This window comes from Microbacterium sp. (assembly GCF_047971895.1).
Classification (GTDB): Bacteria; Actinomycetota; Actinomycetes; order Actinomycetales; family Microbacteriaceae; genus Microbacterium.
Genome location: NZ_JBKEAF010000004.1, coordinates 35,112 through 53,382 on the forward strand (window position 1 = coordinate 35,112; position 18,271 = coordinate 53,382).

At 68.3% G+C, this 18,271-nt stretch carries 12 protein-coding genes; 10 read left to right on the plus strand and 2 right to left on the minus strand.

Annotation, left to right across the window (positions count from 1 at the left end; all coding sequences use genetic code 11):
* Nucleotides 1-232 precede the first annotated feature (232 nt).
* The 3 genes from ACK5IN_RS00620 (at nucleotide 233) to ACK5IN_RS00630 (ending at nucleotide 10,412) form a co-directional block, all read left to right on the plus strand.
* Entirely contained in the window at nucleotides 233-7,630 is a 7,398-nt protein-coding gene (locus ACK5IN_RS00620) for a DUF5979 domain-containing protein (RefSeq protein WP_416894298.1), read from the plus strand.
* Between the two features lie 343 nt (nucleotides 7,631-7,973).
* Nucleotides 7,974-9,257, plus strand: coding sequence for an adenylosuccinate synthase (locus ACK5IN_RS00625; protein ID WP_416894326.1), 1,284 nt, complete (start codon nucleotides 7,974-7,976; stop codon nucleotides 9,255-9,257).
* Between the two features lie 141 nt (nucleotides 9,258-9,398).
* Nucleotides 9,399-10,412: a lactonase family protein gene (locus ACK5IN_RS00630; RefSeq protein WP_416894299.1), complete on the plus strand. Its 1,014-nt coding sequence runs from the start codon at nucleotides 9,399-9,401 to the stop codon at nucleotides 10,410-10,412.
* A gap of 13 nt (nucleotides 10,413-10,425) precedes the next feature.
* Here ACK5IN_RS00630 and ACK5IN_RS00635 read toward each other — a convergent pair whose 3' ends face one another.
* Complete coding sequence (locus ACK5IN_RS00635) at nucleotides 10,426-11,562, minus strand: AI-2E family transporter (protein WP_416894300.1); 1,137 nt, start codon at nucleotides 11,560-11,562, stop codon at nucleotides 10,426-10,428.
* Nucleotides 11,563-11,618: 56 nt separating this feature from the next.
* On the opposite strand from ACK5IN_RS00635, the gene ACK5IN_RS00640 reads away from it, so the two are divergent.
* From ACK5IN_RS00640 to crcB, 6 genes are all read left to right on the plus strand, one after another.
* Nucleotides 11,619-11,921, plus strand: a complete 303-nt coding sequence (locus tag ACK5IN_RS00640) for a chorismate mutase (protein ID WP_416894301.1) — start codon at nucleotides 11,619-11,621, stop codon at nucleotides 11,919-11,921.
* A gap of 389 nt (nucleotides 11,922-12,310) precedes the next feature.
* Nucleotides 12,311-13,594 (plus strand): quaternary amine ABC transporter ATP-binding protein, encoded by a 1,284-nt coding sequence (locus ACK5IN_RS00645; RefSeq protein ID WP_416894302.1) that lies wholly within the window; start codon nucleotides 12,311-12,313, stop codon nucleotides 13,592-13,594.
* Nucleotides 13,594-14,508, plus strand: coding sequence for an ABC transporter permease (locus ACK5IN_RS00650; RefSeq protein ID WP_416894303.1), 915 nt, complete (start codon nucleotides 13,594-13,596; stop codon nucleotides 14,506-14,508). The genes ACK5IN_RS00645 and ACK5IN_RS00650 overlap by 1 nt, the downstream gene beginning before the upstream one ends.
* Before the next feature lie 97 nt (nucleotides 14,509-14,605).
* A complete protein-coding gene (locus ACK5IN_RS00655; protein WP_416894304.1) occupies nucleotides 14,606-15,520 on the plus strand; it encodes a glycine betaine ABC transporter substrate-binding protein in 915 nt (304 codons plus the stop codon).
* A 214-nt stretch (nucleotides 15,521-15,734) separates the two neighbouring features.
* A complete protein-coding gene (locus ACK5IN_RS00660; RefSeq protein WP_416894305.1) occupies nucleotides 15,735-16,211 on the plus strand; it encodes a fluoride efflux transporter FluC in 477 nt (158 codons plus the stop codon).
* Nucleotides 16,208-16,585 carry a fluoride efflux transporter CrcB gene (gene crcB, locus ACK5IN_RS00665; protein ID WP_416894306.1) on the plus strand — a complete coding sequence of 126 codons (378 nt, stop codon included), beginning with the start codon at nucleotides 16,208-16,210 and terminating at the stop codon, nucleotides 16,583-16,585. Before ACK5IN_RS00660 ends, crcB begins: the two co-directional genes overlap by 4 nt.
* An 18-nt stretch (nucleotides 16,586-16,603) precedes the next feature.
* Here the strand turns inward: crcB and ACK5IN_RS00670 are convergent, their stop codons facing one another.
* Complete coding sequence (locus tag ACK5IN_RS00670) at nucleotides 16,604-17,071, minus strand: Fur family transcriptional regulator (RefSeq protein WP_416894307.1); 468 nt, start codon at nucleotides 17,069-17,071, stop codon at nucleotides 16,604-16,606.
* Nucleotides 17,072-17,162: 91 nt separating this feature from the next.
* Between ACK5IN_RS00670 and ACK5IN_RS00675 the strand changes: the two genes are divergently transcribed.
* Nucleotides 17,163-18,257: a FecCD family ABC transporter permease gene (locus ACK5IN_RS00675; RefSeq protein WP_416894308.1), complete on the plus strand. Its 1,095-nt coding sequence runs from the start codon at nucleotides 17,163-17,165 to the stop codon at nucleotides 18,255-18,257.
* Nucleotides 18,258-18,271 lie beyond the last annotated feature (14 nt).

An 18,271-nucleotide genomic window follows, 5' to 3' on the forward strand; every position in this document is an offset into this window, starting at 1 on the left:
GCCGAATCGTCGCTTCCTGGGAAGGGGATTGGGATGCGGACGAGCTGCACTTGACTTGACACGTGTGCTGCGTCATACCCATCGGTGACGGTGAGCATCTTGCGCAGGACGACGTGCAACCGGTGGAAAACGAAGATCGACACAATCCACCCGATGACCCCGGCGACCACGCCCCAGTGCGGAGAGCCGGCATATTAGTTACGGTATGCCTCACGGCTTTCAGGGGGAATCCATGGCTTCGCGTCGCACACGTTGGACGGCTGTCCTTGCCAGTTCGGTGCTGATCACCGGTCTGGTGACCGCGCCGACGCTCGCGGCGAGCGCAGAACCGATCTCGGCGGTCACTACGATCGAGAAGGCAGCGACGTCGGACGAGGTCGAGCTCGGTGAGACGTTCTCGTACGAGATCACCGTGGGCTGCTCGTCGATCACCGAGAGCGGATGCTTCGACGCGTCCGTGACCGACGTCGTCCCCGACGAGTTCGAGATCGTCGACGTGCAGGTCAGCGGGGCGTCGTACGACGACCCCGTCACCATCGACGGCCAGACGGTGTCGGTGAGCTTCAACGGAGACGACATCGTGGGTCTGCCCGCGAGCTCGACGGCGACGGTGTCGATCTCGGTGCGCGTGCGCGACGACCTGCCCTATGCGGCCAACGGGGTTCCGGTCGTCAACGAAGCCTCGATCACGGCGAGCAATGCCGAGCCGAAGCGGGCCAGCGTCACCGTCACTCCGAAAATCCCGCTGAAGCTGGCTACCGAGGCGGGCAAGACCCTGACACCGGCCAGCGCGCTCGCTGTCGAGGGCACGCCCGTGACGGCCGTGCTGACCGGCACGATCGACGGGAACGCGCCGGTTGAGACTCTCACGCTGCAGGACCCGGTGGATCCGGGTGCCGTGCCCAACCCGTTCGACTACCTCGGCTTCGTCAGGTTCGGCGAGATCACTCCCCCCGCCGGCGCCAACCACCCGACCGGCACGATCTACGAGGTGTATGTCGACGGTGCGTGGGTGGCTGCCTCTGGCGGCTCGCTGCCCTCCGGCGTCGACCCCGGCGAGGTGAAGGGAACCCGGGTGACCTTCACCGGCACGATCATCCCCGCCGACTCGCCGGCGACGGTCGAGCTCGATCTCGCGCACACCGCGCTCGCGGCGGCGCAGCCCGACGGCTACCGGGTGGTCGACACGGTGCGGTCGGGCGTCACCCTGGGTACCGCCTCCGCCACCGATGACGCCAGCGCTCCCCACACGCTGCGCGCAGACATCGTGACCGTCAGCGCCGGGAAGACGTTCGCCCCCGACATCGTCGTGCCCGGCGAGTCGAGCAAGGTGACCCTGACCGGCGCCAACACGTCGCCGGCTTCCATCGACAGCCTGACGATCAGCGAGCCGAAAACCGGCGCGCTCGACCCCGCGATCATCTTCGCCGGCTTCACGGGAGCGGTGACCTACCCCGAGGGGGCCACGGCGGCGACGATCACGCTGCGGCCGGTCGACGAGACCTTTCACGTCGCTGACGGGGAGATGCCCGTGCTGCCGGCCGGCGTCGAGCCGAACGACGTCACCGGATTCGACATCACGTTCACCGGCAGCATCCAGCGGAACTCGCCCGCCGGCGTGGTCTTCGACGTGACCGCCGACCCGACCCTGCCCATCGCGACGCTGCCGCTGCAGGTCTTCAACGTCAGCCTCGTCACCGGTGAGCGGGGGCCGACCGGTACTACTGCAACGGCCGACGACGTGCTGTACGTGTACAAAGATCAGCTCGAGGTGTGGATCGACAAGCAGGTGCGGCCCAGCGACATCCTCGCGGTGCCCGGTGAATCGGTCACGGTGTCGCTCACCGGCGGCAGTGCCGACCGCCCCGCGCCGCCGGACGAGACCGACGGGTCGACCGTCGACGCCAACCGGATCGTGCTGCAGGATCCGGAGACCGTCCCGGCCGGGACCGGAGAGTGGTGGGATGTCTTCGATCTCACCTCCATCGCGCTGACGCCGATCCCCGTCGGTGCCGATCTGACGATCGAGTACTACGACACGAGCGACGCCACGTGGAAGACGCTGTCGGGCCCGCACTCTGGTCCCGCCCTGCATTCCGAGCAGGTGGCGGCCGATGTGCAGGAGGTGGCCGGGGGCGTCCGCTTCGTCTACGACTACACAGGCCCGTTCGATGGGTTTCCGCCGGGAACCAGTTTCGCGCCGAATTTCACCAGCGAACTGCGCGCGACCTCTCGCATCGACACCAGCAAGCCGGCATTCGATGCCGCGGCAGGAGGCACCCTGCAGAACTGCGCCACCAGCGAGGGAACGATCGATGCGACCGACGGCGGCTCGGATGCGACAGCCGTCGAACCCGCTTGCTTCGAGGTCGAGCTGATCCCGGTCGATCCCGGTCGCGACGCCGACCTCATCGACAAGAAGTTCCTCACCTCGAGTTCGAGCGGCAACAAGACCGTGATCTCGCGATCGGGCGACACCATCCCCGCACGCATGCACTGGTCGACCGGCGGCTACTCGTTCGACCGGGTCGAGATCACCGACATCGCCGCACCCGAAGCCACCGCCATCGGCGAGAGCGTGTTCGACGCGTTCAACCTGCGACAGGTCAAGCCGATCACCCTGGCGCTGGATCCCTACCTGAGATTCGATCAGGTCACCGACGTGCTGCTCTACAACGGCACATCGTGGTCGAAAGCGACGAACGACCCGTGCCCCGGGGCGTGCACCGGTACGTTCCCCGGGGTGTCGTTGACCGATGCCGAGCAGCTGTCGACCATTGGCGTCCGCCTGGTGTTCGTCGAGAGCCCAGACCGCGGCGCCGTGCTCGAACAGCTTGCGCAGACCGACCCGACGGCCGCGCTCGCCGCCCCGCAGGTGGGTACGGGCGTCGCCCGCTCGATCGCGCACGACCGGGCCCTCGACCTCGTCTTCCAGATCCGCGACGAACGCCGCGACACGGCCAACCCCGGCCCGGTGCTCGGCCAGTTCCCGTACAACCTCCCGGAGAACGGCGTGGTGCGCAACACGGTCAATGCGTCCGGGTTCGTCGATGGCGACCTCGCGAGGACCGACGACGCGCACAGCGATGTCATCATCATCGACGTACCGCTGACCACCGAGACGAGCAAGGCGTGGATTGGCGGCCCGATCGCGGTGCCCGCACCCGGCACTGACCCCGAGGCGTACCCCGCGAGCCGCGTGCGCATCACGACCCGCAACACGACACCGGCGAAGGTCGACCAGCTGGTGATCACCGACCCGGCGGGCACGACCGGGGTGACGCCGTTCGACGTGTTCAACCTGTACCGCATCTACAGCATCACCGAGCCCGATGGCGCCGACCCGGCGCTGACCGAGGTGACGCTGAGCTACGAGTCCACGCCCGACCAGACCTTCAGCAAGACCGCGGCGCTCGCGCTCACGCGCAGCCAGCTGCTCGACGTCGTGGGCGTCAGCATCGCGTTCCACGGCCGCATCGACCCGGCGGACCCCGCCGTGGTGCAGCTGGACCTGCAGCTGCGACCGACCGTGCGCTCCACCGGTGCGCAGGTCGAGCTGCCGCATGCCCCGGTGCGAAACGAGGCGACGGGCGAGATCTCCGACCTCGACGGAGACTATGGTCGCTATGCGATCGACCAGGCCGACGCGACGATCGACCTGGAGACCCCCACCTTCGGCGTCGAGACGACGAAGACGATCGTTCCCGCCGAGCAGAAGGTCGGTGACGACACCCGGATCGACATGCTCCTCACGGCGCAGCCGACAGGTGCGACGTGGGCTTCCGAGATGACCATCGTCGATCACGATGCGACGTTCTGGAACGCGATGGACTTCGTCGGCATCTCGCCGTCGTTCACGCTCGACCCGCCCATTACGAGCGTCGACGTGCAGATCGTCACCGGCGCCGGTTTCGTCGGCGAGCCCGGCGGGTCGCTGACCACGACGGGCTATGACGACTGGACGACGGTCGTGACCGCTGGCACCGCGGCGCAGGTCAAGGCCTGGTCGGCGGGGCTGACGCACACAGAACGCGAGGCAATCCAGGCGATCCGGTTCGTCTTCTCCCTCGCCGCCTATATCGAGGGGGAGAACCCGACCCTGCTGCAGCCGCGGCAGGAGGTTCCCGTCCAGGTCGAGCGTCGCGCGACGCTGCGTAGCGGCGCCCCGGTGCCCAGCACGAATGTCGTCAACCTACCCGCGCCAGGGGAGGAGCGCGCCGGCATCTTCACCAACACCGTGACCTCGTCGGCACGGTCGATCCCGATCGACAGCACCGGCAAGCGCCTCAGCGCGACGGATGACGACACGGAGACCTATGCCTACCTCGCGCTCGACACATCGGTGGCGGTGAGCAAGCTGCCGGCGGGTGTACAACAGCCGGGCAAGGTGATCCCGTTCACAATGACCTTCACGAACACCGGTGAGACCGACATCCACAATCCGGTCTTCACCGATTACCTGCCGATGGATGCCGAGGGCAGCCAGCTCATCCTCGACCCCGACCGCGACCCCAGTGTCTCGCCCTACACGTTCTCGCTCACCGGCCCGAACCCGACCACCGAGTTCGAACCGGGCAGGCTGTGGCAGCCGCTACCCACCACGCCCACGGGGGTTACGGTCGACGAGCAGACCGACCGGATCGTGTTCACGATGCCCGAGGGTACAGCGCTCGGCAAGGGGCAGTCGTACACGATCACGGTGCCGATGATGTTCCGGCCTGGCGTGATCGCCGGCACCGAGGTGACCAACAAGGCATCCATCACCGCGACCGACCGGATGCAGTCGTTCACCGGGTGCGTGGTCGACGAGACCGAGCCCGGCGAGCCGGTGATGGAGTGCTTCGCCGACACCACGGTGACCCTGAAGTCTCATCCGGCGCTGTCGAGCCGCAAGTACGTGCGGGCGGAAGATCCGGCGCATGCGCCGATCAGCAAGCCCACCGGCCGGACGTGCGTCGGGCCCGATGCGGCCGGGTTCTACCGCGCGCCGTGCGTGCCCGTCTCGATGCCCGGAACGGACGTGACCTGGCGCTTCGTGCTGACCAACTCGGGCACCCTGCCGATGGATAAGATCGTCGCGATCGACCACCTGCCCACCCCAGGCGACCAGGGCATCATCGTCAAGCTGCCGCGCGGGTCGAAGTGGAAGGGCATCTTCGACGCGTTCGACAGCATCGAGCTGATCGCGCCCGGGTCGCCCACTCTGACCGCGCTCTACTCCACCTCCGACACTCCGTGCACCGCCGATCTCAACCCGCTGTCCACCGGCTGTGCACCAGAACAGTGGCAGACGGCGGAAGAGATCGGTGACCCGGCACTGGTGCGCAGCATCCAGTTCGTTGTCGACTTCAAGGACGGCGAGCTGTTCGAGCCCGGCGAGCAGATCGCGCTGCAGTTCCGCACCCACACCCAGCCGTACCTCGAGCCGCAGCTCGACTACCCGGTGGCATGGAACACCGTGGCCGTCGGCGGCCAGGCGCTGCAGGGTGGCACCCCGGTGCGGGTGCCCGCGACGGAGGGGCGCCGGGTCGGCGTGGCCTACCCGACCGGCACGATGAACGTCACCAAGACGGTGAGCGGCGCCGGCGCCGCATTCGCGCCTAAGACCTTCCCTGGCGTGCAGGTGATGTGTGAGGTGCCCGATCGGCAGAACGACGGATCGACGGTGATGGTGCCGGTGCCCGGCATCGCGCCCATCACGCTGACCCCGGATGAGTCTACCGGGATCGGTCTCGTACCCGCCGGCGCGGAGTGCATCGTCGCTGAGCCCGACCACGGGCAGACGTCGTGGAGCGTCGAGCCCGAGGGTCCCGTGAAGATTCAGGCCTCGGGCATCCCGGGCACGGCACGGGTGAGCGTCGACAACGTGTACAGCCTCGGTGGGCTCACTGTCGCCAAGCGCGTGGCCGATCGCTCGGGCATCAAGCGCACCGATGAGTTCACCTTCAGCGCCGTGTGCACGTTCCTGGACGAGCCCGTCCTTGACGAGGAGTTCTCGCTCGCACCCGACGCGACCGCCGCGTTCGAATCCCTGCCCGCCGGCGCCGAGTGTCTCATCACCGAGACCGATGCGGGAACGGCCGACGATACGACCGTGACCGTCGATGGCGGCCCACCGGTGCCGGGGCCTTCGGCGACCGTCGTTGTTCCCGTCGGAGCCGCCACCGGGTTCGTGGTCACGACCACGAACGTATACGACGTCAACGACCTCGTCGTCAAGAAGGTTGTCACCGGCACCGGGGGTACCCCGCCCTCGGGGGTCAACCGGACCTTCGACGTGCAGGTCGTCTGTAGATTGGACTCGGCCGACACCAACCCGATCTACTCGGGCACGACCACGCTGACGGCGGGCGGACAGCTCACCATCACCGATCTGCCGCACGGCACGGAGTGCGTCGTCACCGAGACCGACGATGGAGGCGCCACCGAGTCGACCACCGACCCGCGCGACGGTACGGTGACGATCGGCGACAAGACGGCCAAGGCATCCGTCGTCACCGTCACCAACGACTTCCGAACCGGCGCCCTGCGGGTGCTCAAGGAGGTCAATGGCCCGGGTGTGCCGACGCTGTCGGACGGCCCATTCGATTTCGGTGTGGTGTGCACCTACGAGGGCGCCACCGTCATCGATGAGCAGATCCGACTCACGGGCGATGGCACGGGCGAGCCCCTGGTGTCCGACCCGATCCCCGGCATCCCGGTCGGTGCGGACTGCTTCGCCACCGAGATGAACGACGGCGGTGCCGACGCGCCGCCGCCGCCAATCCGGGTGAAGATTCCTGATGAGACCGACAACGGGCCGGTGACCGTCACGGCCGGGTTCGTGAACGTCTTCTCAGGCGGCACCGCGGCGATCGAGAAGGTGATCGACGGACCCGCCGCCGAGGAGAGCTGGGCCACCGAGGCGGAGTTCACGGTGCTCGCCACCTGCCAGCTCGACGTCGACGGCACACGGGTCACCCTGCACTCGGCCGAGTACACGCTACGCGCCGGTGAGACCGTGTCGCTCGTGGACGCCGACGGCAACGTGAGCGTGTTCCCGCTGGGCACGCACTGCTTCATCGAAGAGACCGAGACCGGCGGGGCGACCGAAACCGCGGTGAGCGCTGGCAGCTACGACGACGCGGCGATCATCGAGATCGACGACGAATTGCAACTGCTGACCCTCACCGCGACGAACACGTTCGAGTACGGCGGGTTCGAGGTCACCAAGACGCTCTCGGGCAGCGGCGCCGACGACGCCCGCCCGCTCAGCTTCGACATGCGCGCGATGTGCGTGCTCGAGCAGGCCGAGCCGCTGACGGTGCTCGATGAGACGTTCGCGATCCGTGTGGGCGAGACCGTGAGCTACACGGACCTGCCACGCGGGGCCGAGTGCACCATCACCGAGACGAACGCGCAGGGCGCAGACGCCACGGCGGTGACCGTCGACGGCGAGACGATCGCCGAGGCGGTGTTCGTCCTGGTGGATGACACGCCCGTCGCCGTGGCGTTCGACAACACATTCATCGACGATCTGCCGGTGACCGGTGCGAGCGGTTTGCCCCTGTGGGCGGGTGGAACCGGGCTGCTGATGGCGATGCTCGGCGGGCTGCTCGTCTACGTGAGGTGGCGCGAACGGAGGGTGTGAGTCGGATCAAGGCGGGGTCGAGCACGGTGACGCGTGTCAGCATCGGCACGGGCTGGCACGCACCACGAACAGCGGTCCGACCAGGTGCAGGATCTCGTTCGATCAGGCGAGCGGCTCGGCCTCCGATGGGAGCGGGATGCTGCGCAGACGCACGTTGTGCACGATCCCCGTGACGGCCATATACGTTGACGCGCATATGAAGGCGGCTACTGCCGCGACGAACGCGAGGGCCACGGTGGGCCTGCGCGTAGTGCATTCCACACCAACCACACGATTGACCGTCGGTGCGGTCGATGCGCAGGCCGGTCGATAGGATGGAGTGCAACCCAACGAGAGGGCCGTGATGCCAGGGATCGTGATCGTCGGCGTGCAGTGGGGCGACGAAGGCAAGGGCAAGGCCACCGATCTGCTCGGCGAGCGCACCGACTGGGTCGTCAAGTTCAACGGCGGCAACAACGCCGGCCACACGGTCGTCGTGGGCGACGAGAAGTACGCGCTGCACCTGCTGCCGTCGGGCATCCTCTCCTCCGGCGTGAACGCGGTCATCGGCAACGGCGTCGTCGTCGATCTCGAAGTGCTCTTCGCCGAGCTGGAAGCCCTGCAGGCGCGCGGCGTCGACACGTCGCGGTTGCGCGTCAGCGCGAACGCGCACGTCATCACGCACTACCACCGCACGCTCGACAAGGTCACCGAGCGCTTCCTCGGCAAGCGGCAGATCGGCACCACCGGTCGCGGCATCGGTCCCGCCTATGCCGACAAGATCAACCGCGTCGGCATCCGCGTGCAGGATCTGTTCGACGAGAACATCCTGCGGCAGAAGGTCGAGGGTGCTCTCGACCAGAAGAACCACCTGCTGCTCAAGGTGTACAACCGGCGTGCGATCACGTGCGACGAGATCGTCGACGACCTTCTGTCGTACGCCGACCGGGTGCGCCCGCTGGTCGCCGACACCTCGCTTCTGCTCAACGACGCGCTCGACGCCGGCGAGGTCGTCGTGTTCGAGGGCGGTCAGGCGACGATGCTCGACGTCGACCACGGTACCTATCCGTTCGTCACCTCGTCGGCGGCGACCGCTGGCGGCGCGGCCACCGGGTCGGGCGTCGGCCCCAACCGCCTCGACCGCATCGTCGGCATCGTCAAGGCGTACACGACGCGGGTGGGCTCGGGCCCGTTCCCGACCGAGTTGTTCGACGAGAGCGGCGAGTGGCTGCGCTCGCGAGGCTTCGAGTTCGGCACGACGACCGGCCGCCCCCGTCGGGTGGGCTGGTACGACGCGCCCATGGCCCGCTACGCGACGCGGATCAACGGCCTCACCGACCTCGTGCTCACGAAGCTCGACATTCTCACCGGGCTCGAACGCATCCCGGTGTGCGTGGCCTACGACGTCGACGGTGAACGGTTCGACGAGATGCCCGTCAGCCAGTCCGATTTCCACCACGCCACGCCGATCTACGAGTACCTCCCCGGCTGGACGCAGGACATCACCGGTGCCCGCACGTTCGACGATCTGCCCGTCGAGGCGCGGGAGTACGTGCTGGCGCTCGAGGCCATGAGCGGCACGCACATCTCGGTGATCGGCGTCGGTGCCGAACGCGATGCGGTGGTCGTGCGCCGCGACCTCGTCTGAACGACCTGTGCTGCCCTTCCCTGTGGCCGCCAGCGCTGTGCCCCTTCCCGAGAACTCCGGTTCTGGCGTAGGCAGGCCGTGCACTGCCGGGTCTGTCCTGTTGTCGCCGGAACAGGCGTTTCGGCGTGGGGGTGGTGCGGCATGAGAGTGCTCGTGGGCGGCTATACCGCCGATATGGATGGTCGGGCGACCGGAATCGGGATGCTTGAGCGCACCCGCGACGGACTGAGCCTGCCCGGTGCGGTGATCGAGACATCCGGCTCGCCGTCCTGGGTCGCTGCGCACCCCGTGCTCGACATCGTGTACGCGGCGCGGGAGGGCGCCGGGGCCGTGCAGGCCTACCGCCGCACGGGCGACCGCTCATATGCCGCTCTCGGCATGTCGGTGCCGGCGGGTGAGCTCGTGTGCCATGTCGCGGTCGCACCGGACGGCGGTTCGCTGATCGCGTCGTGCTGGGGCGACGGCCGGGTGGTGCGAATGACGGTGGATGCCACGGGCCGCCCGTCCACCCCGTCGATCGCCGATTCCGCCGCGGACCCCTATCCCGTCCCCGAGGCCGAACGATCGTCTCGTGCGCACGCCGCCGCCTTTCTCCCCGACGGCCGCATCGCGACGACCGACCTGGGCTTCGATCTCGTGCGCATCTGGCGCCCGGGCGCCGACCTGCAACTCGACCACGAGGTCTCGCTTCCGCGCGGCAGCGGTCCGCGGCACCTGGTCGTGCACCCCAGCGGGCACCTCTACGTGGTGACCGAGTTCACCTGCGAGGTGTTCGTGCTCGCACCCGCACCGGACGGCCGGTGGCGACTGCTCTCGGGAACGGCGACATCGCCGGCTGCGGGTATCGGCGATGCCGGGGCCGAGCTCGTGGCATCCGGTGACGGGCGCTTCCTCTATGCCGGACTGCGCGGCACCGACACCGTCGCCACCCTACGAGTGCGTGGAGCGGGAGAGAGCCTCGATGCGGTCGCGCTCGTCGAGTCCGATGTGGGCTGGCCGCGTCACCACCTCGTCGCCGGCGACACGCTGCTGGTTGCGGGCCAGCGCTCCGACACCGTCGTCGAGCTGCCGCTCGACGAGCGCACCGGTGTGCCGGGCCGGGCGCGACACCGTGTCGAGGCACCGTCGCCGAGTTGCCTGCTGGCGCTGCGGTGAGGGTTCGGGCCGGCTAGATCTTCGCGTCCTGGCGGGGGATCAGCACCTGCTTCACGATCAGCAGGATTGACGCGGTGACCGGGATCGCCACGAGCGCCCCGAGCAGGCCCAGCAGCGTGCCCCCGACGAGCGCGCCGATGACCACGAGCGACCCGGGCACCGAGATTGCCCGGTTCATGACGCGCGGGGTGAGCACATACGCCTCAAGCTGCATGTAGACGAGGTAGAGAACGGCGAAGATCAGCGCGGGCAGCCAGCCGGTGAACAGCGCCAGTCCGGTGGCGATGCCCCAGTACAGCACCGACCCGATGAGCGGGATCAGCGTGATACAGAACGCCACGACGGCCATCAGCGCGGGGAACGGCAGGCCGATCGCCAGATGCAGGATGAGCGCGATGACCGCGTTGCAGAACGCGAGGATGACCATGCCCATGAGGTAGCCGCCGATCGACTCGGTGATCTCGTCGGTCATCCCTGCCGCGCGGGCCCGGTTGCGCGCGGGGAGGATGCGGTTGAAGGCCGCCTTCATCGTCGGCATCGACGCGAGGAAGTACAGGCTCAGCACTAGGACGATGATCAGACCAGAGATGGTCGTCGCGACGGTGACGCCGAACTGGAAGACGCCGCCGCCGATGGAGGCGATGTTCGACGGGTCGGTGAGGAACTTCTGCACCTCGTGCAGCACGTTGCCCACCTGGTCGCCGAAGTTGTCCTGCAGCCAGTGATAGACGTCGGACTGCTGGAAGTCGCTGATGGTACGCGGAATGTCCTTGAAGAACTGCGCGATCTGGTCGACGACCGTTGGGATGATCAGCAGCAGGATGCTGACGAAGACGATGGCGAACGCCAGATAGACGATGACGATCCCCCACGCCCGCGTGATGTTCTTCTTCTCCAGCCACCCCACGATGGGGTCGAGTCCGAGCGCGACGAACAGCGCGAACACGACATAGATGATGACGGTGGCGAGGTTCGAGATGGCCAGTCCGAGGGTGAAGGCGACGAGGCCGCCCAGGGTGACGAAGAACCCCAGGGCGAACGGGTTGCTCAGGTTCGTCCAGATGGTGCGGCGGGGCGCTTCGGCAGCCGGCGGAGGGGTCGTGCCGACAGTCGACTCCGCGCCCGACGGCTCATTCACGGCATCAGTCATGGTCACACTCTAGGGCTCAGCGTCTGCCGGGTAGTGTTTTCGCGAGGAGAGCCCCCATGACTGACACCGCGCGAGACGATCCCCAGGCCACGCTGCTGCGCCTGCGCGGCAGCATCGACAACATCGATGCCGCCCTCATCCATATGCTTGCCGAGCGCTTCAAGGCGACGCAGCAGGTTGGGCTGATGAAGGCAGAGCACAGGATGCCGGCCTCCGACCCGGCACGTGAGGAGCAGCAGATCGCACGGCTGCGTCGCCTGGCCGTCGATGCCGACCTCGATCCCGAGTTCGCCGAGAAGTGGTTCAACTTCGTGGTTGCCGAGGTGATTCGGCATCACACGGCCGCCGCGGGCGGATAGCCTGCGCTCATGCGCGGGCTCAGCCAGCGGAGGGGCCCACGTTCGGGCTGGACCTGACGAACCTGGGCCAGGTCGTCGGCTCTGCGCCGGAGAAGCTGCTGGCTCGCCCGTGCCGCTGCGCTGAACGATGGCTGGCTTTGCGCTTCGCTGTAAACCCAGGTAACGTCGACAAAGGCCTTCGTGGCCTTTCAACGACCAGTCCGCGGTCGTCTGGCCGGGATCGGGGGATCTCGGGTTTCGGACGGACGTACGGTTGGAGGTCTGGGCGGCGGACCCGATGTACGCCGCTGGAGTGCAGCAGTCCCGCGACGTATTCGGCGGTTGCGGCGCCGATGGTCCCGACCCGGGCGCAACCGATGCGGCTCACGCACGGCCGCCGAGGTAGGCACGTGAACACAGCCGAACCCGCCGTCGAGGCGAAGAACCTGTTCAAGGTGTTCGGGCGCAACCCGCAGGGTGCCGTCCGGCGACTGAAGTCCGGAGAGACGCGGGCGCAGGTGACGGATGCCGGCACCGCCGCCGTCATCGACGCCAGCTTCACCGTGCAGCCCGGCGAGATCTTCGTGATCATGGGCCTTTCTGGCTCGGGCAAGTCGACGATCATCCGCATGCTCAACGGGCTGCTGCAGCCGACGGACGGCGAGGTGATCGTGCAGGGGGCGAATGTCACGACCGCCCGGCCCGCCGAGCTGCGCGCCATCCGCCGCCGCTCGATGTCGATGGTCTTCCAGCACTTCGCGCTGCTGCCGCACCTCACCGTGCTCGACAATGCGGCCTACGCACTCGAGATCCAGGGCGTCGGCAAGACCGAACGTCGCGAACGGGCCCGCGAGATCCTCGGCAAGGTCGGTCTCGGAGATCGCACGGACGCGATGCCCGACGAGCTCTCGGGCGGTATGCGCCAGCGGGTCGGGCTCGCCCGCGCCCTCACGGCGGGCACCGACATCCTGCTCATGGACGAGGCCTTCTCTGCGCTCGATCCACTCATTCGCCGCGAGATGCAGGAGCAGCTCGTCGAGCTGCAGCAGGAGCTCGGACGCACGATCGTGTTCATCACCCACGACCTCAATGAGGCGATGTTCCTCGGCGACCGCATCGCCGTCATGCGCGATGGCCGCATCGTGCAGAACGGAACCCCCGAGGAGATCCTCACCGACCCGGCCAACGATTACGTCGCGCAGTTCGTGCAGGACGTCGACCGCGCTCGCGTGCTCACCGCGGCCGCGGTCATGGAGCCGCCCTATCTCACCGTGCCGCTCAGCGCGGGTGTGCGCGGTGCGCTGCGCGTGCTGCGCGAGTACCAGGCCAGCGCCGTGTTCGCGGTCGAGGGTCTGCGCCTCGTCGGCGAGGTCACCGACCGTGCCGTCATCCGTGCCGCGAAGGCGGGTCAGATCGACCTCGCCGCGATCGTCGAAGACGTGCCCCACGCGGTCGGCCCAGACGACCTGCTCACCGACATCGTCGAATACGCCATCGGGTCGGCACACGCACTGCCCGTCGTCGACGGCGATCGACGCCTCGTCGGCGTGATCCCCCGTGTGACGCTGCTCGCAGCCCTGGGCAACGTGCCCGCCACGACGCGCGAGACCCCGATCATCCCGTCCACGGTCCTCGAGATCGTCGACGAGTACGACGTGCTCGAACCGGCCACGAGCGAAGGAGGGCAGAGCTGATGGGCACGGAGGACTTCCTGCGCATTCCGATCGGTCGCTGGGTCTCGGACTTCATCGACTGGGTGATCGACGTCTTCGGCCCCTTCTTCGATGTCATCGCCGCCATCTTCGGCGGCATGTACACGGGCGTCTCCTGGCTGTTCCTCACCCCCCCGTTCTGGGTGGTCATCGTCGTCATCGCGGCGATCGCCTGGCTCGCGAAGGGCTACAAGCTCGCCATCGGCAGTGTCATCGGACTGCTGCTGATCGGGGCGATGGGACAGTGGGAGAACGCGATGGAGACCATCTCGCTCACCCTCGTCGCGGTGGTGATCGCGGTGGTGATCGCGATTCCGCTCGGCATCTGGGCCGCCCGCTCGCAGGCGGTGTCGACCATCGTGCGCCCGATCCTCGACTTCCTGCAGACGATGCCCGCCTTCGTCTACCTGATCCCCGCGATCTTCCTGTTCAGCGTCGGCGTCGTCCCCGGCATCGTCGCGACGATCCTGTTCGCGATCGCCCCCGGTGTGCGTCTGACCGAACTGGGCATCCGCGGCGTCGACGCCGAAGTCGTCGAGGCCGGCAACGCGTTCGGCGCGACGCCGGGTCGCATTCTGCGCCAGATCCAGCTGCCGCTCGCACGGCCGTCGATCATGGCCGGCGTCAACCAGGTGATCATGCTCTCGCTGTCGATGGCTGTCATCGCGAGCATGGTCGGCGCCCCCGGCCTCGGCGCCGACATCATCCAGGCGCTCAGCCGCATCAACATCGCGCTCGGGTTCGAGGCGGGTCTCTCGGTGGTCATCATCGCGATGATCCTCGACCGCGTCACCGGCGCCTTCGCCGGCACCGGCAAGCCCCGCCGCAAGCGCACGGCGGCATCCGCTGACGAGCAGCCGACCGGACAGGAGGAGCCGGAACCGGCGCGAGCCTAGACACAGACTTCGGCGCCCCGCGTCGAACAGCCCGCGACACCCGTGGGCCTCCCCAACACCCGTGAACACAGCAAACGCGGGAGAAAAGGAAATGACCATGAGAAAGCGACACCTGCTGACCACGATCGCCTTCGGCGCCGTGGCCGCCGTCGCGCTGGCGGGCTGCGCAAGCGGCTCGACCGGCACGGACGACAACGACGACAACACCGGAGGCGACGCGGCCGGTGGCGAGATCACCATCGGCGTCTTCAATGGCTGGCCTGAGGGCGAAGCGGCTTCCTACCTGTGGAAGCTCGCGCTCGAGGACCAGGGCTACACCGTCAACCTCGAGTACGCGGATGCCGGCCCGGTCTTCGCCGGCGTCGCCAACGGCGACTACGACTTCGCGCTCGACGGCTGGCTCCCGCTGACCCACGCCGAGTACTTCGAGCAGTACGGCGACGACATCGTCGACCTCGGCTCGTGGAACGACGACGCGAAGCTCACCATGACCGTCAACGACGGCGCGCCGATCACCTCGCTCACCGAGCTTGCCGACAACGCGGAGGCCTTCGGCAACCGTATCGTCGGCATCGAGCCGGGCGCCGGTCTGACGGCCGCCACGCAGGACGTGGTCATCCCGACCTACGGCCTGGAGGGCATGGACTTCATCACCTCGTCGACGCCTGCGATGCTCGCCGAGCTGTCGAAGGCGATCGACGCCGACGACGACATCGTGGTGACGCTGTGGCGCCCGCACTGGGCCTACGACGCGTTCCCGATCCGCGACCTCGAAGACCCCGAGGGCACGCTGGGCGACGCCGAGTCGATCCACACGTTCGCGACCACGTCGTTCGCCGAGGAGTTCCCCGATGTGAACGAGTGGCTGAAGAACTTCCGGATGGACTCGGACACCCTCTTCTCGCTCGAGAACGTCATGTACAACCACGAGGACGTCCCAAGCGACTTCACGAACATCGTTCGTGAGTGGATGGACGGCAACCAGGAGTTCGTGGCCGGCCTCACCGGCTGACCCGACGCCTGATACGCGGATGCCGCGGCCCACGTACGGGGCCGCGGCATCCGTCGTTCGGTCTACGGGTGCGCCAGACATCCACGTGTCGCGTTCTGCGACTCCCTTCGCGGCCGTGGCCGGGTTGATGCGGTGGAAGGCGGCGAGCTCGGTGTCTTGGTCGACCAACTCACCATGTGCGGCAGGTCAAGCCCGGTTCTGCCAGGATGGACGCGTGACAGTCCAGGAGCATGCGCACGACAGCGCACGGCACAACCCGAGACCCGCGTTCACGCAGCCGCGGCTCATCCTCTACGTCTTCCTCGGCGGCGCGCTCGGCGCCGCCGGGCGGCTCGTGCTCGAGCTGCTGCTGCCGTGGGCGAAGACGGGCGTACCATGGGCGATCGTCATCGCTAACCTGGGCGGTGCATTCATCCTCGGGTTCCTGCTCACCGCACTCGCGCGGCGCGGCCCCGAGACGCCCGCGCAGCGCGACTGGCGTCTGTTCGCCGGCACCGGGATGATGGGCGGGTTCACGACCTACAGCTCGTTCGCCACCGACACGGCAACCCTGCTCGGCAGCGAGCCGCCGCTCGCGGTCGGCTACGGCATCCTCGGTGTCGTGCTCGGCCTCGTCGCCGCAGCCCTCGGCATCTGGCTCGCGAGCATCGCCGTCCCGAGAGCTTCCGCACCGAAGGGGGCCACCTCGTGACCGCCGGCGTCTTCCTTCTCGCCGCGGTCGGCGGCGGTGTCGGCGCTGCCCTGCGTTTCGTCATCGATGGCCTCGTCAACCGCCGCGTCACCAGCGGCTACCCGTGGGGTACGTTCGTCATCAACGCGACCGGATCGCTGATCCTCGGGTTCCTGACGGGCCTCGCCGACTCGTCGCTGCTGGACGCGTCGTGGCTGTTCATCCTCGGCGGCGGCGTCATGGGTGGCTACACCACCTTCTCGACGGCGATGGTCGACACGGTGCACATGCTGCAGAAGCGCACCTACGGCCGGGCGCTGTGGAACGCGTTCGGGATGCTGGTGCTCACCGTCGCACTCGCGCTCGCCGGACTACTCCTCGGCCGCGCGCTCTGACGGTCAGCGCCGCGCGGCTCAGACCGCTGTGGCACAGCGCCGGCACAGGCCGGAGAGCACGCTCTGCGCGGGATCGAGCTCGAACCCGGTCGTGGTGCGCGCCCGTGCGATCGCGGGCTGCAGCGCGTCGACCGGGAGCGGCACGATGAGCTGGCATGATCGGCACACCGCGTGCAGGTGCCCGTGCGCGGCATCGCTCACACTCAGGTGATACCGTGCCGCCCCTGCGGCCGTGTGCACGCTGGCGACGCCGGCGGCGACCAGTCGTTCGAGGGTGCGGTAGACGGTGGCACGGTGCACTCCGCTCGGCTCGACCAGCTCGGCGATCTCGTCGGCGCTGAGCGGCTGCGGGTGCTCGGCCAGCACTGTCACGACCACGCGCCGAGGCTTCGTCACGCGTTCGCCTCGCGCCTGCAGAGCCTCCAGCGCCGCGGCAACGGCCTGCGGCGCGGCGGCCGCATGGAGCGCGTCGTGGTGTGAGGGCACGCTCTCATCATGGCACTGGCTCATCCGGAGTGCAGGGGGGTTTGCGGCGCGAAATACAGGCGCGATATTGTCGCAACAACGGGGGAGAGACATGACGATCACACGGGAACGCAGGCCACCGGCGCCGACGTTCGCGCAGTCCGTCCGCACTGCGCAGCTGCGCACGACGCTGTGGACGGGGGGCCTGGTCGTCGCCGCACTCGTCTCCGCCGTGCTGGCCATTGGCATAGGCCCGATCTCGATCGCCCCCGACACGATCCTGCAGATCGTCTCGCACCACCTCTTCGGCTCCCCCGCCGAGGGCGCCTGGTCGCGATCCGAAGAGGCGATCGTCTGGAACGTGCGCATCCCGCGCGTGCTGCTCGGTCTGGTCGTCGGTGCGGGGCTCGCGCTGTGCGGCGCAGCGCTGCAGGCGATGGTGCGCAATGTGCTCGCCGACCCGTACATCCTCGGCATCTCCGGGGGGGCCTCGACCGGTGCGGCCGGCGCCATCCTGTTCGGCTTCGGTGCGGGCATCGGTCAGTACGCCCTGCCGTTCAGCGCCTTCGTCGGCGCGCTCGCCGCATCCCTGCTCGTCTTCTTCATCGCGCGCGCGGGCGGGCGCATCACCTCGCTGCGGCTGCTGCTGTCGGGCGTCGCGGTCGGGTACGCACTGTCTGCGGCGACGAGCTTCCTCATCTTCGCCTCCGACTCGGCCGAGGGATCACGATCGGTGATGTTCTGGCTGCTCGGATCGCTCTCGCTGGCCCGGTGGGACGTCGTGCTCGCGATCGTCGTCGCCGTCGTCGCGGTCACGCTCGCCCTGCTGCTCATGAACGGACGGCGCCTCGATGCGATCGCCGCGGGCGACGAGACGGCACTCACGCTTGGAGTCTCGCCCGACCGCGTGCGCGTGCAGCTGCTCGTCGTCGTCGCGCTGTGCACGGGAGCGGTGGTCGCCGCCTCGGGGGCCATCGGCTTCGTCGGACTCGTCATCCCGCACCTCGCGCGGCGGCTGGTGGGCGCCGTCCACGGGCGGATGCTCGCGGTCTCCGCCCTGCTCGGCGCCCTGTTCCTCATCTGGGCGGATGCGCTCGCCCGCACGCTCATGCAGCCGCGTGAGCTGCCCATCGGCATCCTCACCGCCATCGTCGGCGCTCCGTTCCTGCTCATCCTCGTGCGCCGCATGTACGCGCGCCGATCCTGACCACTCGCAGAAAG